This window comes from Actinomadura hibisca NBRC 15177, assembly GCF_001552635.1.
Lineage (GTDB): Bacteria > Actinomycetota > Actinomycetes > Streptosporangiales > Streptosporangiaceae > Spirillospora > Spirillospora hibisca.
The window spans coordinates 1-22,027 of the sequence record NZ_BCRO01000103.1 but is presented as its reverse complement, the minus strand read 5'-3'; the positions used below and the strand labels follow the sequence as shown (position 1 = coordinate 22,027).

Here is a 22,027-nt window from a genome sequence, read left to right as displayed (position 1 = left end):
CCGGGTGCACTAGAGTCCCCTTTCCCACCGTTTTGTCCGAGCGGTCGGGACCCAGACGCACGGAGGTCACATGCGCGGGGACCCGGGTTCCCTCTTCGACGCGCACGCCGCCCGCCTGCACGCCTACTGCTGGTCGTTGCTGGGCGACGCCGCGGCGGCCTCGGCGGTCGCCGACACCTTCGTCGCCGCGGTGCGCCATCCCCCGCGCGGCGACAACGTGTTGTGGCTGTACGCGCTGGCCCGCTCGGCGTGCGGCGAGCGCGGCGCGTTCGCCGTGCCCGCCGTGCCGCCGTTCGGCACCGCCGACCCGCTGCTGCGCGCGGCCGGGTCGCTGCGCGCCGACCACCGCGAGGCGCTGCTGCTGGAGGCGGGCGAGTGGCTGGAGGTGCCCGACATCGCGCGGGTGCTCGGCATCGCGCCCGACACCGCCCGGCAGATCCTCAACGCCGCCCGCGCCCGGCTGGAGCGCTCGGTGCTGGAGACGCTGATGCGCGGCGCGGGCGACACCGACCTCATCACCGCCTTCGAGAAGGGCCGGCTGCCCCGCCTGCTGGCCGACCGCGCGCCCGCCACCGCGCCCGACTGGCTGCGCGAGCGCGTGCTCGCCGCGTGCGACGCCCCGCTCGCCGCCGGGGCCACCGGCCCGCTGTCGGTGGTGTCGGCCCCCAACCCGCTGGTGGTCATCGGCACCGGGCCGGAGGCCCGCCGCCGTCCCCGGCGCGGGATCGGCAAGGGCATCGGCGCGGTCGCCGGACTCGCCGCCTCGATCGCCGCCGCGGTGAGCGTGCTGGTGTCGTGGCCGACGGCCAAGGGCGTCGGCGTCAGCGCCGCCACCCCGACCTCCGACGGCGGCCGGAGCAGCGTCCCGCTGAGCGAACCCGCCGCCGACTCCACCAGCAAGCCCGCCACGACGCCCACGCGCGACGGCGGCCCGGCGAAGAGCACGACGCCCGGCCACGACGGCGTGCCGACCAGCGACGAGGCCCCGGAGGGCACGGCGCCCCCGGCGTCCCCGGCCGACCCGGGCCTCAAGCCGCCGCCCGCGCCGTCCGACGACGGCGGCGAGCGCGGCAGGCCCGCCAAGCCGCCCAAGGACGACGAGCCGAGCAGGCCCCCGACGTCCCCGGCCAAGCCGCCGGAGACCGAGGAGCCGACCGAGCCCGCCCCCACGACGCCGCCGGAGACCGAGGAGCCCACCACTCCCCCGCCCCCGACGACGCCGGAGGAGCCGACCGAGCCGCCCGTCGACGAGCCCGCGCCGTCCCCCACCAACAACCCCGACCCCACCCCGCAGAGCTAGTCAAAGTCCCGGCCCAGCGGGCTCGCCTGGCGGCTCGCCCCCTGACCGTGCCTTGGCGAGTGCCACATCGCTTCGCGATCTGTCCCGGCGGGACTCGCCTCCGGCATCGCCCCACCAGGACAGCTAGTCACTCGCGCGACACCTGAGGTCTTTGAGACAGACCTTAGGCGCAGGGGCTAGAGACCAGCGCCCGGCTCTACCGGGCTCTGGCCGCGCCGGACCAGCAGCGCTGCGGCGATCGCGATCACCGCGACGGCTCCCGCGACGGTCAGCGACGTCTGGAACCCGTCCATGAACGCCAGGTGGCTGCCGCTCGTGATCGCTTCGGCGGCCCGGCCGGTGGTGCCCGGCGGGACCGGCGCGACGCCCTGCGAGACCAGGCCCGCCTGCCCCGCCAGCTGACCTGCGGCGGCTTCCGGGACGCCCGCCTCCGCGAGGCGCTGCGGCAGCACGTCGCCGACGCGGCCCGCCAGCAGCGTGCCGAGCACCGACGTCCCGAGCACGCCGCCGACCTGCGCGGCGGTCTGCTGGAGGCCGCCCGCCACGCCCGCCAGGTGCGCCGGGGCGTTGCCGACGATGGCCTCGGTCCCGGCGACCAGCACCAGCCCGAACGCCAGCCCGATCAGCACGAACCACGGCCACATGTGGGAGTAGGGCGCGTCCACGCCGATCCGCGCCAGGCCGAACAGCGCGGCGGCGGTGGCGACCATGCCGAGCACCAGCGGCACCCGGGGCCCGAACCGCTGGGTGAGCGCCCCCGCGACCGGCGAGGCCACGATGAACACCGCCGTCATCGGGAGCATCCGCACCCCGGCGTCCACCGGGCTCATGCCGTGCACCTGCTGGAGGTACAGGGTGATGAAGAAGATCGTGCCGAACATGCCGAAGAAGCCCAGCACGATCAGCCCGGTCGCGGCCGACAACGACACCGACCGGAACAGCCCGAGCGGCAGCAGCGGGTGCGCGGCGCGCGCCTCGTTGGCCACGAACGCCGCGCCCAGCACGGCCGCGGCGGCGAACGACACCAGCGGCACCGCCGCCGTGAAGCTGTCCTCCCCGGCCTTGATCAGGCCCCACACCAGCGCGAACAGCGCCGCCGACAGCAGCGCGACGCCCGGCAGGTCGAACGAGCCGCGCGCCTGCTCGCCGCGCGACTCGCGGATCACCCACAACCCGGCCAGCAGCGCGACCACGCCGAGCGGGGCGTTGAGGAAGAACACCGACTCCCAGTTGACGTTCTCCACCAGCAGGCCGCCGACGATCGGGCCGCCCGCGATGGAGACGCCGACGGTGGCGCCCCAGATGCCGATCGCGGCGTTGAGCCGTTCGGCGGGGAAGGTGGCGCGCAGGATGGCGAGGCCCGCCGGTTGCAGCAGGGCGCCCGCGAAGCCCTGCACGACGCGCCAGAACACCACCGCGCCGAGGCCGCCGGACAGGCCGATCATCACCGAGGCGACGGCGAAGCCCGCCACCCCGGCCAGGAAGGTGCGGCGGCGGCCGAACCGGTCGGCGATCTTGCCGGCCGGGATCAGCGTGACCGCCAGGGCCAGCAGGTAGGCGTTGGTGACCCACTGCAACCCGGCGAGGTCGGCGTGCAGGTCGCGGGCGATGGCGGGGTTGGCGATGGAGACCACGGTGGCGTCCAGGCCGACCATCATCACGCCGAGCGCGACGGCCACCAGGGTCAGCCAGGGATGCCCCTGGCCGGGCCGGGCGCGTGCGGGGGCCTTGGCCACGGGGCGGCCCGGCGGCGGCAGGACTCCGGCGTTCGGGGACTGCGACATGTGCGTCCTCCAGAGGGGAAGGGGAGACCTCAAAATGTCATGGCATGACATTTGTCGTCAAGAGACGAACTTCACGCGATGACATCGGACTTGGCGTGCCCGGAACCGGCCGTTACACTGCGCACATGACCGCGACCGCCCCCGAGGCCCGCTCGACGGGCCCCGGAACCCCGCCCCCGGGCCGGCGCGAACGCAAGAAGCAGCGCACCCGCGAAGCCCTGATCGACGCCGCGTTCCGGCTGTTCGCCGAGAAGGGCTTCGACGCCACCACCGTCGAGGAGATCGCCGACGCGGTGGACGTGTCGGCGCGCACGTTCTTCCGCTACTTCGCCTCCAAGGAGGACGTGGCGCTGACCTTCCAGGAGGAGCAGCAGGAGGCCGTCCTCGCGGCGCTGGCCGAGCGCCCGGCCGGTGAGCCGGTGATGACGGCGCTGCGCCGCACCGTGGTGGCGATCGCGCGCGCCGCCGAGCGCGGCGACCTCGGCTTCGACCCCGACCGTTTCCGCTGCATGATGACGCTGACCGCCGACAGCCCGACGCTGCTGGCGGGCAGCCTGGAGCACGCGCAGAAGAAGCAGCATCTGACGACGCTGGCGGTGGCCGCGCGGATGGGCGTCGACCCCGAGACCGACCTGCGCCCGCACGTCGCGGCGGCCACGGTGGTCTGCGTGTTCCGCGCCGCCGCCGACGCGATGCGCTGCGGGAGCATGGGCTTCACCTCGATGGCCGAGGCGGTGGACGCGGCGTTCGCGCTGCTGGAGGAGGGCGTCAACTTCCCGGCGGGCCCGGCGTCCCCCGAGTCCGGCTGACGCCCCCGCCCGGCCTCAGCCCGTCCCGGTGAGGATCAGGCCGCTGGTCGGCACGCCGGTCCCGGCGGTCACCAGGACGTTGCGCACGTCGGCGACCTGGTTGACCGAGGTGCCGCGGATCTGCCGCACGCCCTCGGCGATGCCGTTCATGCCGTGGATGTACGCCTCGCCCAGCTGACCCCCGTGCGGGTTGAGCGGTAGCGCGCCGTCGAGCCCGATGCCCTGCTCCCTGATGTAGTCCTTGGCCTCGCCGCGCCCGCAGAAGCCCAGCTCCTCCAGCTGGATCAGCACGAACGGCGTGAAGTGGTCGTAGAGGACGGCGGTCTGCACGTCGGCGGCGGTCAGCCCCGACTGCCGCCACAACGCCTCGCCCACGGTGCCCATCGCGGGCAGCGCCGCGATGTCGCCGCTGTAGTAGCTGAACATCATCATCTGGTCGGGGCCGGTGCCCTGCGCGGCGGCGGCGATGACGGCGGGCGGGTGCGGCAGGTCGCGGGCGCGCTCGGCGCTGGTCACCACGATCGCCACGCCGCCGTCGGACTCCTGGCAGCAGTCCAGCAGGTGCAGCGGGTCCACGATCCAGCGCGACGCCTGGTGCTCCTCCAGCGTGATGGGCCGCCCGTGGAACCACGCCTTGGGGTTGGTGGCCGCGTGCCGCCGCATCGTGACCGCGACGCGGCCGAAGTCCTCGCTGGTCGCGCCGTACTCGTGCATGTAGCGGCGGGCCTGCATCGCCACCCACGCGGCCGGGGTCGCGAACCCGTAGGGCAGGTGCCAGGAGAACTCCATGGCGTTGGAGCCGGTACCGCCGCTCTTGTTGGCCTGCCCGAAGCGGTGGCCGCTGCGCTCGTTGAACGCGCGGTAGCACACCACCACGTCGGCCTGGCCGGTCGCGACGGCCATCGCGGCGTGCGCGACGGTCCCGGCCGCCGCGCCGCCGCCGTAGTCCACGCGGGAGAAGAACCGCAGCGCCGGGATGCCCAGCTCGCGCTGCACGGCGATCTCGGCGCTGGCGTCGGCGGTGAAGGTGACCAGGCCGTCCACGTCGGACGGCGACAACCCGGCGTCCTTGATCGCGGCCAGGCACGCCTCGGCGGCGAGCTGGAGTTCCGACCGGCCCGACTCCTTGGAGAACTCGGTGGCGCCGATCCCGGCGATGGCCGCCTTGCCCGACAGGCTCACGCGTCCTCCTTGAACGTGACGGTGGCGGTGACGTGGTCGCCGAGGCTCACCGCGCCGCGCACCTTGAGGGTGTGGTCGCCCGCGCGCTCGGTGCGGACGCGCAGCGTGTCGCCCGCGTAGGCGGGGACGCCGAGGCGGACGGCGATGGTCGCCAGCTTCCCACCGGGCACCGCCTGGAGCGCGGCGCGCTGCACCACGCCCATGGTGGTCAGGATGTTGAGGAAGATGTCCTTGGTGCCCTGCGCGCGGGCGAGCGCGGTGTCGTGGTGGACGGGTGTGAAGTCGCGCGTGGCCAGGGCCGTCGCGATGACGAACGTGGGCGTCAGCGGGATCTCCAGCTCGGCGGGCTCGGGCTCGGGGGTCGCTTCCGCGACGGGCTCGGGCGCGCCGGCCGGGGTCCACTGCGGCAGCGTCAGCTCGTCGTCCATCCGCTCGAAGACCAGGCGGACGGGCATGCCCACGTGCACGTCCTCGGGCGGACAGCCGTTGACGTTGCCGACCACGCGCACGCCCTCCGCCAGCTCCACGACCGCCACCACGTACGGCGGCGTGCGGCCGGGCACCGGCGGGTGGTGGTGCACGACGTAGGAGTAGACGGTGCCGCGCCCGCTCGCCACGACGTGCTCGCGGTTGGTGGAGTTGCAGCTCGGGCACATCGGGCCGGGCGGGTGGCGCAACGTCCCGCAGTCGGCGCAGCGCTGGATGCGCAGCTCGCCTTCGTTGACGCCGTCCCAGAAGAACCGGGTGTCCAGGCCGATCGCGGGCTGGAGCGGGTACTTGCCGCCCTTTTTCGGAGCGTTCCCAGCGCGCTTGCGCGGCTGGAACTTCAGCACGCGGAACAACATCTCCGCCACGCGCTGGTCGTCGGCGTCGTACCAGCTCTGGTACCAGGTGACGAAGTAGCCCTCGCCCATGCCGGTCTTCTTGGGGCCGGTGACGCCGCCGAAGCGCATGGTGGAGCGCAGGTGCTCGCCGACCTTCACGTAGCGGTCGTAGGTCTGCTCGCAGTTGGTGGCGACGACGCCGGTGTAGCCGTGCTCGTTGAGCAGCCGCAGCGGCTCGTCGGCGACGCCGCCGCCCTTGTGCTCCACCAGGCCCGGCATCGACCAGACCTGGATCATGGCGGGCGGCGCGGCGTCGGCCCAGTCCCCGGGGTCGCCGAGGGCCTGCGTCCAGTTGCGGATCATCGCCGCGTTCACCGGGTCGAGGCAGGGCAGGGCGGGCTGCTCGCCCAGGGCCGTGAGCCGTTCGGCGAGCGCGGTCAACTCCTCGTGCACTCTTCGGTCTCCTTAACGGGGTGCGCGGGGCAGGCCGAGGCCGATCATCGCGATCAGCTCGCGCTGGATCTCGTTGACGCCGCCGCCGAAGGTCAGCACGATCGCGCCCTTGACGCCGTGGTCGAGCCGCGCGACGAACTCGGCGGTGGCCGGGTCGCCGGGGTCGCCGAAACGGGCCAGCACGTCGCCGACGATCCGGCCGACCTCCTGCATGCGCTCCGAGCCGTAGATCTTGGTGGCGGACGCGTCGGCCGCGCCCAGCCAGCCGAGGTCCTGGTTGGCGGCGACCTGCCAGTTGAGGAACTCGTTGACGCGCAGGTAGGCGTACACCTGCGCGACCGCGCGCCGCACGTCCGGCTCCTCGATCAGCGGCGCGCCGGAGGGCCCGGTCGCGGTCTTGGCCCACGCCTCGAAGCGGTCGTAGGTGTGGCCGATGTTGCCCGCCGGGCCGAGCGTCACGCGCTCGTGGTTGAGCTGGTTGACGATGAGGTCCCAGCCCTTGTTCTCCTCGCCGATCAGCATGTCCACCGGCACGCGGACGTCCTGGTAGTAGGTCGAGTTGGTGTGGTGGCGGCCGTCCATGGTGACGATCGGCGTCCACGAGAAGCCCGGGTCCTCGCAGCCCAGGATGAGCATCGAGATGCCCTTGTGCTTCTTGGCGTCGGGATCGGTGCGCGCGGCCATCCAGATGTAGTCGGAATAGTGCGCGCCCGAGGTGAAGATCTTCTGCCCGTTCACCACGTAGTGGTCGCCGTCGCGGACGGCGGTGGTGCGCAGCGACGCCAGGTCGGTGCCCGCCTCCGGCTCGCTGTAGCCGATCGCGAAGTGGCACTCCCCCGCCAGGATCTTCGGCAGGAACCGCTGCTTCTGCGCGTCGGTGCCGTACTGGAGGATCGTCGGCGCGACCGAGTTCAGCGTGATGATCGGGTACGGGACCTCGGCGCGGGCGATCTCGTTGGCGAAGATCTGCTGCTCCATCGGGCCGTAGCCGCGCCCGCCGTACTCCTTGGGCAGCGCGACGCCGAGCATGCCGTCGCGGCCGAGCCGCTTGCAGTGCTCCATGTAGTGCTCGCCGAACGGGTCGTCGGCGATCTGGGCGCGCTGCTCGGGTGTCAGGCAGTTGCGGAAGTACTCGCGCAGCTCGGCGCGCAGCTTCTTCTGCTCGTCGGTCAGGTCGATGAACATTCACGCCTCCTGAGCGACGAGCGCGCCGAGGTTGTCGAGCTGGTCTTCGGGGCCGCCCAGCAGGTGCCCGAGGTGCTTGCCCCAGGCGAAGTAGCGGTGCAGCGGGTAGGTGACGTCCAGGCCGATGCCGCCGTGCAGGTGCTGGCAGGTGTAGAGCGCCTTCACCACCGGGTCGGTGGCGTTGAAGGCGGCGATGGCGAGGGTCTCGTCCACGTCGTCGTAGCCTTCGGCGAGCCGCCACGCGCCCGCCCACACCGCGACGTCCAGGGCGCGCTTGGCGATGTAGACGTCACCGATGTTCATGGTGACGGCCTGGAACTGCGCCAGCGCGCGGCCGAACTGCTCGCGGCCCTTGACGTACTCGGCGGTCAGGGTGAGCGCGCCGTCGATCACGCCGGACGCCAGCGCGACCGCGCCGAGCACGGCGGAGCGGCGCAGGGTCGTCCAGGCCGCGCCGTCGGCGACGCCGCCGAGCAGCGCGTCCGCGCCCACGCGCACGCCGTCCAGCTCGACGCGGGACAGCGGGTCGGTGGTGGCCGACGGGTGCGGGGTGATCCGCGTCGCGCCCGGCTCGACGAGAAAGACGCCGATCCCGCCGCCGCCCTCACCGCCGTCGATGACGGCGGGGATCAGGATGCGCTCGGACTCGGCCGCGAACGGCACGAACGTCTTGACGCCGTCCAGCACGTACCCGTCGCCGTCGCCGCGCGCGGTGGTGCGGACCCGCCCGGCCGGGCCGACCTCGCGGTAGGCCCCGGTGAGGATCGCGCCGCCCTCGGCGAGCGGGGCCAGCAGCGCCCGTTGCTCGGCGGTGCCGTGCGCGGCGATCGGGGCGGCGGCCAGCGCCAGCGACGCGTAGGCGGGCACCGGCGCGACGTGCGCGCCGATCTGCCGCAGGATGACCGTCAGCTCGACCGGGCCGAGGCCCGCGCCTCCGGCGTCCTCGGGCAGCACCACGCCGAGCAGCCCGGCCTGCGCGAGCGCCTTCCAGATCGCCGCGTCGTAGGGCGCGCCGGTCTTCTCGAACGCCTCAAGCCGCTGCGGTCCGGCCTCTCGCTTGAGCAGGTCGGCGGCGAGGCCCTCCAGCTCGCGCCGGTCCTCGTCCAGGTTGAAGTCCACTCATCGGCTCCCTTCCAGGAGGTGCAGTCGGCCCCGGCGCGCGAACTCCTCGCGCAGCGCGGCCGCGTCTTGGGGGGTCAGGGGGCGGTAGACCAGGTCCCGGCCGGGCCGCCACCACACCGGGTCGGCGGTGCGCCAGCCCTCCCGCGCCAGGCCGCGCTTGAGGATCTTGTTGGAGGCGGTGGCGGGCAGCTCGGCGGCGAGCCGCACGTAGCGGGGCGGCCACTTGGGGCCGAGGTCGGGACGGCCGCGCAGGTAGGCGGCGAACGCCTCGGGGTCGAAGGAGTCGGCGGCCAGCGCGACCATCACCTGGTCGCCGGAGGCGGCGTCGGGCACCCCGTAGACGGCGAGCCGCCGCACGCCGGGCAGGTCGGCGAGGACACGTTCCACCTGGACGGCCCCGAAGTTCTCGCCGTCCACGCGCAGCCGCTCGGCGGTGCGCCCGGCGAAGAAGGCGTAGCCCTGCCCGTCGGCGTAGGCGAGGTCGCCGCTCCAGAACATGCCGTCGCGCAGGCGGTCGGGGGCGTCCTCGTTGTAGTAGCCGTCGAACAGGCCGTGGCCCTGGGTGTTGACGAGTTCGCCGATCGCCTCGTCGGGGTTGAGGGGGCGTCCGGCCTCGTCCAGGCGCGCGGGCGGGCACTCGCGGCCGGTGGCGGGGTCGAGGATCTTGACGCCGTCGCCGAGCCTGCCGAGCGCGCCGGGCGGGCCGAACGGGTCGGGCGAGAAGGCGATGGCGGTCTCGGTGGAGCCGTAGGCGTCGATGACGAAGCAGCCGAAACGGTCGGCGAACGCCTTCTGCTCGGCGGGCGCGGCCTCGTTCCCGAATGCGATCTTGAGGGGGTTGTCGGCGTCGTCCGCGCGTGCCGGGACCTCCAGCGCGTACGACAGCGCCTTGCCGACGTAGTGCAGGTAGGTGCAGCCGTGCTCGCGGACGTCGGGCAGCAGCCCCGACGCCGAGAACCGCGACCGGACCACCAGCTCGGCCCCGGCGAACAGCGCGGGCGCGTAGGCGGCCATGATCGCGCCGGAGTGGAACAGCGGCATCGGGCAGTAGACGGTGTCGTCGGGCTTGAGCAGCCGCCCGCCGAGGCTCTCGCCGGGCACGTGCACCTTGCGGTGGGTGACGCGGACGGCGCGGGGGCGGCCGGAGGTGCCCGAGGTGAAGATGAGCATCAGCAACGTCTCGGGCGTGATGTCCGAGACGTCCGGGAGCGGCGCGCCCGCGTGCGGGGCGAGCAGCGCGCCGTATTCGGCGCCGTCGATGTCGAGGACGGGCAGCGGGTCGAGGCCGCGCGCGAGGTCGGCGTAGCGCTCGTTGGTGAGGATCAGGTCGCAGTCGGCGCGGCGGGCGTCGTCGGCCAGCTCGGCGGCGCTGCGGGTGGGGTTGAGGGCGACCACCACCGCCCCGGACAGGGCGGCCCCGCCCAGCAGGAACACCAGCTCGGGGACGTTGTCGAGCAGGACGCCCACGTGCACCGGGGCCCCTGCTTTCAGCCCCGTCTTGAGCCACGCGGCGCGGGCCGCGCATTCGGCGACGGTCTCCCGCCACGTCCAGGCGCGGCCGTCGTCGGCGCAGCGCAGGCCCGGGGCGTCCGCGGAGGCCCGGTCCGCCAGCAGTCGTGCCACGGTCGTCATCGCCACCTCCCGGCGGCAAAACTAGAACAGATTCTAGTCAGTGTCCAGAGGTGTGATCATCGCCGGGAGCACCCGGCTGAACACCGGTGTGAGCGAGGCCAGCGCGGCTCGGAAGGTGTGGTGGCGGCACCGCCTTGACGCAATCAGATAACACGTTCTCACAAGCCCTGTACCCTAGGGCGGGGGCCGACACAGCATGGGGCGGCCGTGCCCGCATCCGAAGGGGGAACGACCGTGACCGCAGAGCCGGCGACGACCGACGAGCAGACGCCGGAGCGTCCCGCCGGCGCGCGCTCGCGCAGCCAGCACGAGCGCCGCAAGCGCATCATCCAGGTGGGCGCGGCGCTGGCCTCGCGCGGCGGCGTCGAGACCATGAAGATGCGCGACGTGGCCGAGCGCGCCGGGGTCGCGCTCGGCACCCTGTACCGCTACTTCCCCTCCAAGATGGACCTGGTCGTCGCGGTGGTCAGCGAGGAGCTGGACCTGCTGGAGGGCAGCATCGAGCGCCGCCCGCCGCGCACCGACGACGCGCCGCACCGGGCGGTGGAGGTGCTGATGCGCGCCACGCGCGGGCTGATGCGCGAGCCGGAACTCGCCGAGGCGCTGATCCGCTCGCTGCTGCTGTCGGACGTCAAGACCGACTTCGGCGACCGCATGACCGGGCTGCTGCTGCGCGCGGCGGTCGGGCCGGACGCGCGGGTCGCCGCCGACGACCCGCGCCGCACCGTGGCCAAGGCGCTGTCCAGCGTGTGGACGATGGAGATGATCGAGATCCTGCGCGGGCACTCCACGGTCGAGGAGGCCCAGGCGCGCCTGGAGGTGTCGGCCGCCCGCCTGCTCACCGGCTTCTAGCGGGTGAGCAGGCGGGCCGCCGCCGGTCAGGGCCGCTGCCCCGCCTTGTCCACGACGCCGACCGACACGACGCGCATGTTGCCGCCGCTGTTACTGAGCACGCGGCACCGCTCCAGGATCTCCCGCGGGTCGCGGTAGGCGGTGGTGCGCTCCCCCGCGTAGCGGTAGGTGCGGGCGTCGAACAGGACCTCGTAGAGCTGCCAGCCGTGCTGGCGGCGGCCGAGCGCGATCCCGGGCCGTCCGCCGTCCAGCTTCAGCGTCCGCATGGCGGCGGCTCCGGGCACCCTGCTCATGGCGCGGTAGACGGCGGCCTCCAGCTTGGGCGGCGGCAGCTGGGTGCCCAGGACGGCGGCCAGGTTGTCGAACGCCGCGTTGTCGCGTTCGGTCTTCGGGTCGGCCGTGCAGCCGGACGGCGGCGGGGGCGTGGGCTTCGGCTCGCCGCCCACCTCCGTGGACTCGACGTAGCGCTCCTCCACCACCCCCGTGCCCGCACGGCTCCCCTTCGCGCCCTCGGACCGGCCGTGCTCGTAGGCCAGTGCCAGCAGCTTGCCGGGGTCGGTCGGGAGTTCGGCGAGCCCGGCGTAGTCCTGCGGCGGCCAGGCGGCCTTCGGCACCTCCGTCCCGTTCTCGACCTCCAGCTTGCCGTCCTCAAGGAACGCCGACGCGCCGCCGTCGGCCCGCGTCCACTGCTCCTCGTAGTACCGGATCTCGCCGGGGTCGTTCTCGTCGTGCATCGGCCAGCGCTGCGGCTCCTTCACGTTCCGGTAGTGCGTGTAGATCCACTGGTCCGGGCGCGGCGGCGTGAACTCGCGGTGCTCGGCGGCGGCGGCGGCCCTGCCGAGGAGCTGCAACGCGTCCACCGGCGACGAGCCCGGGGCGCGGCCGCCCGACTCGTCGTCGAACGGGGCGATGACGACCGCACCGGCGGTGATGGCGGCGGCGGCCAGGCCCACCACGGCGAACCGCGTCCGGAGGCGGGGCCGCCGGGCCGTGCGCTTCTTGGCGGGCCTGCCGTGCGCGGGCTCGGTGCGCAGGGGCTCGGTGTGCGCGGCCTTCGCCCGCTCCATGAGCGCGGCGCGGGCGGCGGTGCGGGCGGTGTCGGCCGGGGGCCCGGGGGCCTCCCAGGAGTCGTGCAGGATCTCCAGGTCGTTCATGCCGGGTCCTCTCCGAGGGTCGTGGGGTCGCTGTCGCCGAGCGCGGCGCGGATCTTCTTGCGCGCCCGGTGCATCCGGGAGCGGGCCGTCCCGGCGGGGACGGCGAGCGCCTGCGCCGCCTCGGCCAGGGACAACCCGCCCCAGGCCACCAGCAGCAGCACGTCGCGGTCGCCGGGCGCGAGGTCCGCCAGCGCCGCCGCCAGCGGGCCGCGCACGGCCTGCGCGTCCACCCGTCCGGCGACGCGGTCGGCGTGGCTGTCGGCGGGGGCGTCCGGGCCGGTGCGGGTCAGCGCCCGGTACAGGCGGACCTCGGCGCGGCCGTGCCGGGCGATGAGGTTGGAGGCGATGCCGTACAACCAGGGCCGCGCGTCCGGCCGGTCGAGGTCGTAGCTGGCGCGCCGGTCGAAGGCGACCAGGAACGTCTCGGCGGCCACGTCGTCGGCGAGGCTCGCGCCCAGCCGCCGCGCCGCGTACCCGTGGATCATCGTGTAGTAGCGGTCGAACAGCGCGGCGAAGTCCTCCGGCTCGCGCAGGGCGGCCCGGATGATCGCGGCGTCGGACGCCCGCTGCGAGGTCGCCGCCGTCAACTCCGGCTCCGTGGCGTCATGGGGTGCCTTCCGTGTGGGGGGATCACTCCTGCTTCGCCGATGCCGCGCGGAGCGTTCGAGGACAACGCAAATCCGGGTGAAAAATCCCCTTCCGTCGATTCGTTGTCGGCCCTGTGCCCCGTCCGTACAGTCCCGGCCAAGGGCGCCCCGAACCTCTCTCCCCATCCCCGCACGACCCAGGAGAGCACATGTCCCGCACACCCCTGCTGCTGGGAGTCGCCGCCGCGACCGCACTGGTCGCGGCCACGGCGAGCCCGGTGCACGCGAGCGGCGCGGCCACCCCTGCCGCGCCCGCCCGCGTCCAGGCAGCCGCCCCGGCCGCTCCGGCACCCCCGGACGACCGCGCGGCACGCGTCCAGAAGAACCTCCGCGTCAAGCTCGGCGCCTCGTTCGGCGGCGCCTACGTCACCGGGTCGAAGGTCGTCGTCGCCACCACCGACGAGGCCGAGACCGCCGCCATCCGCGCCGCCGGGGCCGAGCCCCGGGTGGTGCGCCGCAGCGAGCGCGCCCTCGGCTCGGTCCAGGACGCGCTGAACGCCCACTCCCGGTCGGCCGCCAAGTCGGTGACCTCCTGGTACGTGGACGCCGCCACCAACACCGTCGTGGTCAACGCCCGTTCCGCCGCCGACGGCGCGAAGTTCGTGAAGGCCGCCGGGGTGGACGCCGCCGCCGTCCGCGTCGAGCGCAGCAGCGAGCGGCCGCGCCCGCTGTACGACCTGGTCGGCGGCGAGCGCTACTGGACGCCGTCGGCGGGCTGCTCCATCGCGTTCTCGGTGACCGGCGGGTTCGTCACCGCCGGTCACTGCGGCGACACCGGCGAGACCACCAGCGGCGCCAACCAGGTCGCGCAGGGTTCCTTCGGCGGCTCCTCGTTCCCCGGCAACGACTACGCCTGGGTGAACACCAACAGCCAGTGGACGCCGACGCCGAAGGTGAACCGCTGGAACGGCACCTACGAGACGGTGCGGGGCGCGACGGCCGCGCCGGTCGGCACCGCCGTCTGCCGGTCGGGCTCCACGACCAACACCCAGCTGTGGTGCGGCACGATCCAGCAGCTCAACGCGACCGTCAACTACGCCGAGGGCACCGTCACCGGGCTGATCCGCACCAACATCTGCGCCGACCCCGGCGACTCGGGCGGCGCGCTGATCACCCAGACCGGCGGGCAGGCGCAGGGCATCACCTCCGGTGGCTCGGGCACCTGCCGCGACGGCCAGGGCTCGGGCGACTCGACCTACTTCCAGCCGGTCACCGAGGTGTTGTCCATCCTGGCCGGGCAGGGCCGCCAGCTCATCACCGACGGCGGCGGTCCGGGCGAGCCCCCGACCGGATGCAGCGGCTACACCACGCGGGTCAACGGCACGCTGAGCAGCGGCGCGAACCAGTACCAGCCGAGCGCGGGCTTCAGCTCCGGCGCGGGCGCGCACGCGGGCTGTCTGGACGGCCCGGCGGGTGTGGACTTCGACCTGTACCTCCAGAAGTTGTCCGGCTCGACCTGGACGACGGTCGCCCAGTCCACCAGCCCCGGCCCGGACGAGACGATCAACTACAACGGGACCGCCGGGACCTACCGCTACCGGGTGCACGCCTACAGCGGCTCCGGCTCCTACACCGTCGGCTACAACCGGCCGTAACCCTCCCCCGAACCGGAGCCCCGGCCGCAGCTCCCAGAAGGCGGCCGGGGCTCCCCCGCGCCCGCGAGAACGGGCTCGCGCGCCCGCGCGTCCGGCTCCGGCCGCACGACACCGCCCGTCACCGGGCCACCACGGCGCGGCCCTTCGCACTACGCTGTGGGCGACCAACACCGGACGAAGAAGGTGTGCGTGTGACCGAGCAGGAACCGTTCATCAGCGACGGCGTCATCATCGAGTTCATCGACGGCAAGGACGTGCCGGTGAACCACAAGGACTTCGGCGAGCGCGCCGTCGTCATGCGGGACGCCAAGAACGAGGAAGGCCCCATCCTCTACTTCACCGAGGCCGAGTGGGACGCCTTCGTCGCGGGCGTGAAGGACGGCGAGTTCGACGACCTCCTGGAGGAGGAGCCCCCCGCCGAAGCCTGACCGCGCGGACCGGGAGGGCCCGCCCTCCCGGTCGCCGCCGTCCGTGGCAGACTCGACCGGTCCGGACGGCGAGGGTTGAGGCAGGTGGGATGGGCGAGGCACTGCGGATCACGCGGCGCAACGCGCGCTTCCAGCAGTGGCAGGCGCTGCTGGGCAACCGCAACAAGCGGCAGCGCGCGGGCGAGTTCCTGGTGCAGGGGGTCCGGCCGATCACGCTGGCGGTCGAGCACGGCTGGCCGGTGCGCGCCCTGATCTACAACGCCGAACGTTCCCTGTCGCGGTGGGCGTCGGAGCTGCTCGACGCGGCGGGCGGCGAGCACGTCGCGATGACGCCGGAGCTGATCGGCGAGCTGAGCGACAAGGACGAGGACGTGCCGGAGCTGCTGGCCGTCGTCGGGCTGCCGGAGGACGATCCGGCCCGCGTCACCGCAGGTCCCGACTTCCTGGGGCTGGTGTTCGACCGGCCGACCACGCCCGGCAACATCGGCTCGATGGTCCGGTCGGCCGACGCGTTCGGCGGGGCGGGCGTGTTCGTGACCGGGCACGCGGCCGACCCGTACGACCCGAAGTCGGTGCGCGCGTCCACCGGCTCGTTGTTCGCCGTGCCGGTGGTGCGGTCCCGCTCGCACCGCGAGGTGCTCCAGTGGGCGGCCGACGTGCGCGCGCAGGGCGTGCCGCTCACGATCGTCGGCACCGACGAGCACGGCACGGCCGACATCGCCGACCTGGACCTCACGGGCCCGGTCCTGCTGGCCATCGGCAACGAGACGGCCGGGCTCAGCGCGGGGTGGCGCGAGGAGTGCGACGTGATGGCGCGCATCCCGATCACCGGCGCGGCCAGCTCCCTGAACGCGGCCAACGCCGCGACCGTGGTGCTCTACGAGGCCGCCCGCCAGCGCGCGAACCTGCTCAGGGGTTCGTGACCTTCCCGGCCTCACCGAGCAGGTCGAGTTCGCCGTCGCGGGCCCGGTAGGCGTAGACGGCGCCGTCGATGATCTCGCCCTTGTCGGTGAACCGGACGCGCGGGGTGACGCCGCCGGTGTAGTTGACCTCGCGCAGCGCGTTGTTGATCGCCTTGGCGGTGTCCTTGCGGTCGGCGAGCGTCGCCATGAGGACGCCCGCCGCGTCGTAGCCGTCGGCGGCGTAGGCGGGCGGGCGCTCCCGGCTGACCTTGGCGAACGCGTCGGTGAACTTCGCGTACCCGGGCACGGCGGAGTCCGGCGCGCGCTGCCCGGCGAGCAGGCAGGAGCAGGTGAAGACGGTGCCCTCGGCGGCCTGCCGCCCGGCCCGCTCGATGTAGACCTTGTCCAGGGCGGCGTCGGACAGGAAGAAGCGGGCCGTCACCCCGGCGGCGCGGGCCTGCTTCACCAGCCGCGCCGCTTCGGGGTAGTTCCCGCCGTAGACGACGCTGTCGGCGCCGGACTTCTTCATCTCCGCGACGGCCGCGCCGAAGTCGGTGTCCTCGGTCCTGACCGAGATCCGCTTGGGGACCACCCCGGCCAGGCCGAGCCGCGCGAACACCTGGTTGGCGACGGTCTGGGAGTAGACCTGCTCGTCCTCGACCAGCAGCGCCTTCTTCCCCTTGCCCTGCTTGGCGGCCAGGTCGCCGAGCGCGGCGGCGGCGACCTTGGCGTCGGGGACGACGGCGTGCCAGGTCTTCCAGCCCCGTTCGACCAGCGTGGGGTTGGAGGCGGCGGGCGAGACGCTGGGAATCCCGGCCTGCTCCAGGACGGGAACGGCGGCGTTGGTCTCGGCGCTGAGGGAGGGCCCGACGACGGCGACCACACCGGAGTCCACGGCCCGGCGGGCCGCCATCTGCGCCACGTCCGCGTTGCCCCGGGTGTCGAACTCCACGAGCTGGGCGCGGACGGCGGGGTTCTTGTCGTTGTGGGCCTGGACCGCCGCTCGGGCCCCGTCGCGCATGGGGACGCCGAGGTGGGCCGTGTCACCCGTCAACGGGCCCATGAACGCGACCTTGACGGTCTTGGTGGCACCCTTGGCCCCTGCCGTCCCCTTGCCGCCGCCTGAATTCAGCAGCACGACCGGCACGACGATCACAGCGGCGACGGCCCCGACCGCCAGCACCGCCGCACGCACTCTGCGCCGCTGCGGTTGCACGGACGGCTGGGTGAGCTGCGAGGGGAACAGCCCCTTGTCAGAGGCGGACAAGACGAGCGTGGCACCGGGCGCAAGAGCGGTTTCGACGTCCTGCGCGCCGACCAGGCCGAGCAGCCGCGTCACGACCTGCGCGCTCGTCGGCCGCCGCGCGGAATCCTTGGCCAGGCAGGACCCGACCAGCGCGGCGAGGGGGCCGGGCAACGCACGCACGTCGGCCTCGGCGTTCAGCACGGCGTGGAGCACAGCCGGGATGGAGTCGCCGCCGAACGGGACGCGCCCGGTGGCGGCGAACAACATCGTCCCGCCCCAGGCGAAGACGTCGGCGGCGGGCCCGATCGCACCGCCCGCGATCTGCTCGGGCGCCATGTAGGCGGGGGTGCCGACGACCTGGCTGGTGGCGGTGAGGGCGGCGGAGTCCAGCGCCCGCGCGATCCCGAAGTCGATGACGCGCGCGCCGTCCCGCCCGATCAGGACGTTGGGCGGCTTGAAGTCGCGGTGCACGATCCCGGCGCGGTGGATGGCGGCGAGGGCGGTGGCGGTGCCGATGGCGAGCCGGAGCAGCGCCCCGGCGTCCATGGGCCCGCGCTCGCGCACGAGATCGGTGAGCGAGGGACCGTCCACGAATTCGCTGACGATGTAGGGCCGATCACCGTCGATGTCGGCGTCCAGCACTTGCGCGGTGCAGAACCCGGAGACGCGCTCGGCGACTTCCAGTTCACGCACGAACCGCGACCGGGCTTGGGGGTCGCGGCTGAGCCGGGCGTGCAGCAACTTGACGGCGACCTGCTGCCCGCCGGGGCTTTGGCCGAGATAGACCGACCCTTGCCCACCGTCACCGAGACGGCCGAGCAGCTCGTAGCTCCCGACGCGGGTGGGATCGTCGGGCAGCAGGGGTTCGGCCATTCGGTGTCCCTCCGGGGGGGGCGTCGAGGCAGCCCTAAGATCATGCCGCCCCACCCGCTTGGACGCACCCCACCCCGAAATTGTTGCCCGCCGCCTGCAACTCCCCCTTGACGGTCCGGGCGAGACGTTCGACCATCACGGTCACTGTGCAACTTCGTTCAACGCACGTGGAGAGGACCGATCATGCGCCTGGTGTTCCTGGGCAAGGAAACGACCAGCGGCCAGAGCCCCACGTTGTACGCGACCGCTCGCGACTCGTACATCGTCCAGGGCTGGATCGTCACGGACTCCGAACTGATCAGCCGTCTCGACCTGTCCGACGACGAGACCCTCGTGGAGGTGCCCCCGCGCCTGATGACCCATCTCGCCAAGGACGGCATGAGCGGGGAGGTCGTGAACCTGGCACCGCCCATCGTCCACGTCAACGACAAGGGCAACTACATCATCAAGGGCGTCCGCGTACCGGACGACGACATTCTTCAACAGATGGACATCCCGGACCACGAAACCTGCGTGGAGATCCCCAGGAAGGCCATGGCCCTGCTGGTGTGAGGAGTTACATGGAGCCAATCGAATACCACCAGTTCCAAACCATGCTTCGTTCAGCCAGACGAGCATGGCATCTGGAGTTGCGCGACACCTACAACGTGGAGTTCGAAGAGGCTCCGCTAGCCCGGTGGCGGAACGGCGAGGCCGACGACTTCGCCTGGCTGGAAGACTGGCTCAAGTTCATTCGCGAGCTGACCGAAAGTGGTGTCGAGGTCCAACGCGTCCGCTTGGTGACCGAGCCCCATACGGAATACACGCGATGGAGCATCAGCGTCACACCGCTCAACGTCTCAGCCGGGGAGGATGTTCGGTATCTACCGCGCGACCTGGCGGCGGACATTCCGTTGCCGGACGAAGATTGCTGGCTGCTGGATGACGATCGACTCGTTCTCAGCCTTTTCAAAGCAGATGGCCGTTCGGCGGGGTTCGCGGTGGAGCAGGACCCAGAAGCCCTGGCCCGTTACCGGGCCGTGCGCGATGTCGCTTGGCCCAGGGCTGTGCCCTTCGCTCAGTACGTGAGCCGGTAGCCTCTCCACGTGTCCACCCCTGCTCGTCAAGCCCGAGAAGCCCTTGGAGCCCGCCTGCGAGACATTCGCAAGGACGTCGGCCTGACGGGCAGGGCGCTGGCCGCTCAGGCCGGCTGGCATTACACCCTCGTCTCCAAGATCGAACATGGCACGATCAACATTTCCGAAGAGCATGTTCGCAAGTGGTGCACCGCCTGCGACGCCGAGCACGAACTTGAGGATCTGATAGCCACCGTCCGCTCCATCGACACGATGTTCGTGGAGTGGCGCAGGCAACTTCGTTCAGGAACGCGACGACGCCAGAACGCCAGCGTTCAACTGGAGGCGAAGACAAAGTTCTTTCGCGTCTTCGAGCCCATGTTCGTGCCCGGCCTGCTCCAGACGGCCGAGTACGCCCATGCGATGCTGTCCATGACCGTCGACTTCCATCGCCTGCCCGATGATGTCGAGGCGGGCGTACAGGCTCGCATGGAACGGCAGGGAATCCTCTATCAGGGCGACAGGAAATTCCACATGGTGGTCACCCAAACGGCACTGACCATCGGAGTCGTTCCCGTCGACGTCATCCGAGGGCAGCTGGATCGACTCCTTGCACTCTCCTCCCTTCCTCGCCTGCATTTGGGAATCATCCCCACCCGCGCGGAACACGGGTTCTTTCCGCTGCACGGATTCTGGATCATGGACGACCGCGAGGTCATCTTCGAGACGGTGTCGGCGGAGGTCCGGCTCACGCAACCCCGCGAGATAGCCGTGTACCGCAGGGCCTTCGATCGGCTGGCCTCATCCGCCGTATACGGCCGGGCCGCTCGGGGCCTCATCACTCAGGCGATGACCGAACTGGCCACCACCGACTGATTCAACATCGTTCAACTTCCTGGATCGGCTCGATCGAACGCTCCTAGCGTCCAAGCCATGGGCTTCGACAGACCACGCCACGCGGCGGGCACGACCGGTCGGAGCTTCCAGGTACGGCGACCAGCCGTGCCCTAAGGCTCATGGAGGAGTCCGTGACCGTCACCGCGCAACGACCGACCAAGGCCGCGCACAGCGAGGACCCCGCGTCCCTGATCCCTGCGGAGTTGATGGCTCGCCTGGTAGGCCGGATCTGCGGGGAACGCAACGTGTCCGAGCACTTCGCCGAACGCATCATGGTCCAGGCCCTGGGCTTCCTCCAGGCGTGCGCGCTCAATCCCGGCACCGGTCTGTCGCCCTCGGAGACCGTGGACATCGGCTGGCACGCCTTCATCCTGCACACCCGCGAGTACGCGGCGTTCTGCGAGCGCGTGGCGGACAGGTTCATCCACCACGCCCCCACCGACCCCGCCACGATCGGCGCGACCACACGCGAGGCCGAGGCGATCGGCGCCACGGTCGCCGCCATGCGGGCGGCCGGGATCGAGGTGGACCCCGAGCTGTGGGTTCCTTCCAGCAAGTGCAGCCAGTGCTACGCCGGTTGCTTCGACGACCCGAAGGAAGTCTGACGATGCCCGCTCTGCGCTGGGACGCCGTTCCCGAGTCGCACCGTGCCGCGATCGAAGTCCGGTGCGGTCAGATCGTCAAGGCCGAGCCGATCACCGGCGGGCTGATGCCGGGGTTGACGGCGCGTCTGCACACCGCCGACTGCCTGCTCTTCTTCAAGGCGATCCCGGCCGACCACCCCGCCGTCCGGCTGTACCGACGCGAGCGCACCGCCAACCAGACGCTCAGCGAGACCACGCCCGCACCCCGGCTGCTGTGGTCGATCGAGTCCGAGGGCTGGGTGTCGCTGCTGCTGGAGCACCTGGACGGCCGCGACGCCGATCTGTCGCCCGGCTCACCCGACCTTCCCGGCGTCCTGGCTGCCCTGCGGCGGCTCAACTCCTTGCGCACCGGGGAGAAGAGCATGCCCCCGGTGGCCGACAACCTGGCAGCGCTCCAGGACAAGGCCGCCGCCCTGGCGGACAAGCAGCTCCCCGGTGCGCACTGGGCGATGTACGCCGAGGCCGTGGCCGGGTTCGTCCCGGAGACGGCGGCCGGACCGTTCCTGGTGCACTACGACCCGCACCCCGGCAACTTCCAGGTCACCACCGGTGGCGTGAAGGTGGTCGACTGGGCGTTCGCCTGCGCGGGCGCGTCCTGGATCGACGCGGCGTTCCTGGTACCCCGCCTCATCGAGGCCGGACACACTCCCGCCCAGGCCGAGGCTCTGGTGAACACCCATCCCGGCTGGACCACCGCACCCGCTGACGCCGTCACCGGACTCGCGGCACTGTGGAGCCTGTTCCGCGAGTACAAGGCGCTCTACGGCCCCGACGAAGCAAGGGGTTTCCGTGCCCAAGCCGCCGAAGCGGGACGGGCCTGGGTGAACTACCGGACCCGCTGACACCCCGCTACCGGCTCCATCGCACCGATGCGGTGGGGCCGGTCGGTTCGGAGGAGGGGGGTTCCCCTTGCTTACCGGTTCCTCAAGGAAACGATCTGAGCGGCGGGACGGGCACGCGCGGGGCGTCTCACCGCGTCACTGCGTCACTGCGTCACCGCGCCTCGCGGGTGAGGGCGGGACGCCTGCCCGAACTGCCCCGGCCGTCCTGCGATGGCCTGTGGTGCGGAATCAGAGATCGGGTGACGCCGTTGCTCTGATCATCGCGGGGCCGCACGGCCCGGCACCGCAGCGGAGGGACGCTCCCGATGGTCAGTGTCGGGTGCGGAAAACTCGCGCGGGCTGGGGGTGCTGGATATCTGCACCAACCTGCGCGGGGCGGGGGTTGTTGATCGGGCGCGGGGCGCGGGGTTGGGGTTGCTGGTCAGGTGGAGAAACCCGCGCGGGCTGGGGTCGTTGGGCACGTGGCCTTAACCCTGCGCGGGCTGGGGTTGTTGGTCGGGTGCGGGGCGCGGGTTGAGGTTGTTGGTCTCGTGTACACCCCCACAGATTGAGTCGGTGGGTCGCCTGCGGCGAAAGCGGCTGTGTTTCCTGGGGGGACGTC

20 protein-coding genes are annotated in these 22,027 nt (G+C 72.4%); 11 read left to right on the top strand and 9 right to left on the bottom strand.

Annotated features, from left to right (window positions below; translation table 11 throughout):
• Positions 1-70: 70 nt before the first annotated feature.
• On the top strand, positions 71-1,300 hold the full coding sequence (locus AH6_RS36385) for a hypothetical protein (protein ID WP_067489510.1): 1,230 nt from the start codon (positions 71-73) through the stop codon (positions 1,298-1,300).
• A 176-nt stretch (positions 1,301-1,476) separates the two neighbouring features.
• Here AH6_RS36385 and AH6_RS36380 read toward each other — a convergent pair whose 3' ends face one another.
• Complete coding sequence (locus AH6_RS36380; protein WP_083983821.1) at positions 1,477-3,084, bottom strand: MFS transporter; 1,608 nt, start codon at positions 3,082-3,084, stop codon at positions 1,477-1,479.
• 125 nt (positions 3,085-3,209) lie between these two features.
• On the opposite strand from AH6_RS36380, the gene AH6_RS36375 reads away from it, so the two are divergent.
• A complete protein-coding gene (locus tag AH6_RS36375; protein ID WP_067489507.1) occupies positions 3,210-3,893 on the top strand; it encodes a TetR family transcriptional regulator in 684 nt (227 codons plus the stop codon).
• Positions 3,894-3,908: 15 nt separating this feature from the next.
• Here the strand turns inward: AH6_RS36375 and AH6_RS36370 are convergent, their stop codons facing one another.
• Genes AH6_RS36370 through AH6_RS36350 form a run of 5 tightly spaced genes read right to left on the bottom strand, consistent with a single transcriptional unit; the run spans position 3,909 to position 10,291 of the window.
• Positions 3,909-5,075 (bottom strand): lipid-transfer protein, encoded by a 1,167-nt coding sequence (locus tag AH6_RS36370; protein ID WP_067489504.1) that lies wholly within the window; start codon positions 5,073-5,075, stop codon positions 3,909-3,911.
• A complete protein-coding gene (locus AH6_RS36365; protein ID WP_067489501.1) occupies positions 5,072-6,352 on the bottom strand; it encodes an OB-fold domain-containing protein in 1,281 nt (426 codons plus the stop codon). The genes AH6_RS36370 and AH6_RS36365 overlap by 4 nt, the downstream gene beginning before the upstream one ends.
• Positions 6,353-6,364: 12 nt before the next feature.
• The gene (locus AH6_RS36360; RefSeq protein WP_067489498.1) at positions 6,365-7,537 is read right to left on the bottom strand and encodes an acyl-CoA dehydrogenase family protein; all 1,173 of its coding nucleotides are present in this window, start codon (positions 7,535-7,537) and stop codon (positions 6,365-6,367) included.
• On the bottom strand, positions 7,538-8,656 hold the full coding sequence (locus tag AH6_RS36355) for an acyl-CoA dehydrogenase family protein (RefSeq protein WP_067489495.1): 1,119 nt from the start codon (positions 8,654-8,656) through the stop codon (positions 7,538-7,540). It lies immediately after the preceding gene.
• Positions 8,657-10,291: an AMP-binding protein gene (locus tag AH6_RS36350; RefSeq protein WP_067489492.1), complete on the bottom strand. Its 1,635-nt coding sequence runs from the start codon at positions 10,289-10,291 to the stop codon at positions 8,657-8,659.
• A gap of 234 nt (positions 10,292-10,525) precedes the next feature.
• Here AH6_RS36350 and AH6_RS36345 point away from each other — a divergent pair, with 234 nt between their 5' ends.
• On the top strand, positions 10,526-11,143 hold the full coding sequence (locus tag AH6_RS36345; protein ID WP_067489489.1) for a TetR/AcrR family transcriptional regulator: 618 nt from the start codon (positions 10,526-10,528) through the stop codon (positions 11,141-11,143).
• A gap of 26 nt (positions 11,144-11,169) precedes the next feature.
• On the opposite strand, the gene AH6_RS36340 is transcribed toward AH6_RS36345, so the two are convergent.
• Together AH6_RS36340 and AH6_RS36335 are read right to left on the bottom strand one after the other, a co-directional pair.
• Positions 11,170-12,297, bottom strand: coding sequence for a hypothetical protein (locus AH6_RS36340; protein ID WP_067489486.1), 1,128 nt, complete (start codon positions 12,295-12,297; stop codon positions 11,170-11,172).
• A complete protein-coding gene (locus AH6_RS36335; RefSeq protein ID WP_067489482.1) occupies positions 12,294-12,884 on the bottom strand; it encodes an RNA polymerase sigma factor in 591 nt (196 codons plus the stop codon). Before AH6_RS36335 ends, AH6_RS36340 begins: the two co-directional genes overlap by 4 nt.
• A gap of 209 nt (positions 12,885-13,093) precedes the next feature.
• Between AH6_RS36335 and AH6_RS36330 the strand changes: the two genes are divergently transcribed.
• The 3 genes from AH6_RS36330 (at position 13,094) to AH6_RS36320 (ending at position 15,890) form a co-directional block, all read left to right on the top strand.
• Positions 13,094-14,539, top strand: a complete 1,446-nt coding sequence (locus tag AH6_RS36330) for a S1 family peptidase (RefSeq protein WP_067489479.1) — start codon at positions 13,094-13,096, stop codon at positions 14,537-14,539.
• Positions 14,540-14,730: 191 nt separating this feature from the next.
• Positions 14,731-14,967, top strand: a complete 237-nt coding sequence (locus AH6_RS45105; protein ID WP_067489477.1) for a DUF397 domain-containing protein — start codon at positions 14,731-14,733, stop codon at positions 14,965-14,967.
• Positions 14,968-15,056: 89 nt separating this feature from the next.
• Positions 15,057-15,890, top strand: coding sequence for a TrmH family RNA methyltransferase (locus tag AH6_RS36320; RefSeq protein WP_067489474.1), 834 nt, complete (start codon positions 15,057-15,059; stop codon positions 15,888-15,890).
• On the opposite strand, the gene AH6_RS36315 is transcribed toward AH6_RS36320, so the two are convergent.
• Entirely contained in the window at positions 15,877-17,988 is a 2,112-nt protein-coding gene (locus AH6_RS36315) for a bifunctional serine/threonine-protein kinase/ABC transporter substrate-binding protein (RefSeq protein WP_067489471.1), read from the bottom strand. The genes AH6_RS36320 and AH6_RS36315 overlap by 14 nt on opposite strands.
• A 183-nt stretch (positions 17,989-18,171) precedes the next feature.
• On the opposite strand from AH6_RS36315, the gene AH6_RS36310 reads away from it, so the two are divergent.
• From AH6_RS36310 to AH6_RS36290, 5 genes are all read left to right on the top strand, one after another.
• Positions 18,172-18,540: a hypothetical protein gene (locus AH6_RS36310; RefSeq protein ID WP_067489468.1), complete on the top strand. Its 369-nt coding sequence runs from the start codon at positions 18,172-18,174 to the stop codon at positions 18,538-18,540.
• Between the two features lie 8 nt (positions 18,541-18,548).
• A complete protein-coding gene (locus AH6_RS36305) occupies positions 18,549-19,064 on the top strand; it encodes a DUF6879 family protein (protein WP_067489566.1) in 516 nt (171 codons plus the stop codon).
• A 9-nt stretch (positions 19,065-19,073) separates the two neighbouring features.
• Complete coding sequence (locus tag AH6_RS36300) at positions 19,074-19,919, top strand: helix-turn-helix domain-containing protein (RefSeq protein ID WP_067489465.1); 846 nt, start codon at positions 19,074-19,076, stop codon at positions 19,917-19,919.
• 140 nt (positions 19,920-20,059) lie between these two features.
• Positions 20,060-20,545, top strand: a complete 486-nt coding sequence (locus tag AH6_RS36295) for a glycine-rich domain-containing protein (RefSeq protein ID WP_218006014.1) — start codon at positions 20,060-20,062, stop codon at positions 20,543-20,545.
• Between the two features lie 2 nt (positions 20,546-20,547).
• Positions 20,548-21,426, top strand: a complete 879-nt coding sequence (locus AH6_RS36290) for a phosphotransferase family protein (protein WP_067489462.1) — start codon at positions 20,548-20,550, stop codon at positions 21,424-21,426.
• Positions 21,427-22,027: the final 601 nt, after the last annotated feature.

What these genes read in the sequence shown, in the direction of transcription:
- AH6_RS36385 (WP_067489510.1), top strand. Translation starts at nt 71, where the DNA reads ATGCGCGGGGACCCGGGTTCCCTCTTCGACGCGCACGCCGCCCGCCTG.
- AH6_RS36380 (WP_083983821.1), bottom strand. Translation starts at nt 3,084, where the DNA reads ATGTCGCAGTCCCCGAACGCCGGAGTCCTGCCGCCGCCGGGCCGCCCC.
- AH6_RS36375 (WP_067489507.1), top strand. Translation starts at nt 3,210, where the DNA reads ATGACCGCGACCGCCCCCGAGGCCCGCTCGACGGGCCCCGGAACCCCG.
- AH6_RS36360 (WP_067489498.1), bottom strand. Translation starts at nt 7,537, where the DNA reads ATGTTCATCGACCTGACCGACGAGCAGAAGAAGCTGCGCGCCGAGCTG.
- AH6_RS36350 (WP_067489492.1), bottom strand. Translation starts at nt 10,291, where the DNA reads ATGACGACCGTGGCACGACTGCTGGCGGACCGGGCCTCCGCGGACGCC.
- AH6_RS36340 (WP_067489486.1), bottom strand. Translation starts at nt 12,297, where the DNA reads ATGAACGACCTGGAGATCCTGCACGACTCCTGGGAGGCCCCCGGGCCC.
- AH6_RS36330 (WP_067489479.1), top strand. Translation starts at nt 13,094, where the DNA reads ATGTCCCGCACACCCCTGCTGCTGGGAGTCGCCGCCGCGACCGCACTG.
- AH6_RS36320 (WP_067489474.1), top strand. Translation starts at nt 15,057, where the DNA reads ATGGGCGAGGCACTGCGGATCACGCGGCGCAACGCGCGCTTCCAGCAG.
- AH6_RS36315 (WP_067489471.1), bottom strand. Translation starts at nt 17,988, where the DNA reads ATGGCCGAACCCCTGCTGCCCGACGATCCCACCCGCGTCGGGAGCTAC.
- AH6_RS36310 (WP_067489468.1), top strand. Translation starts at nt 18,172, where the DNA reads ATGCGCCTGGTGTTCCTGGGCAAGGAAACGACCAGCGGCCAGAGCCCC.
- AH6_RS36305 (WP_067489566.1), top strand. Translation starts at nt 18,549, where the DNA reads ATGGAGCCAATCGAATACCACCAGTTCCAAACCATGCTTCGTTCAGCC.
- AH6_RS36295 (WP_218006014.1), top strand. Translation starts at nt 20,060, where the DNA reads ATGGAGGAGTCCGTGACCGTCACCGCGCAACGACCGACCAAGGCCGCG.
- AH6_RS36290 (WP_067489462.1), top strand. Translation starts at nt 20,548, where the DNA reads ATGCCCGCTCTGCGCTGGGACGCCGTTCCCGAGTCGCACCGTGCCGCG.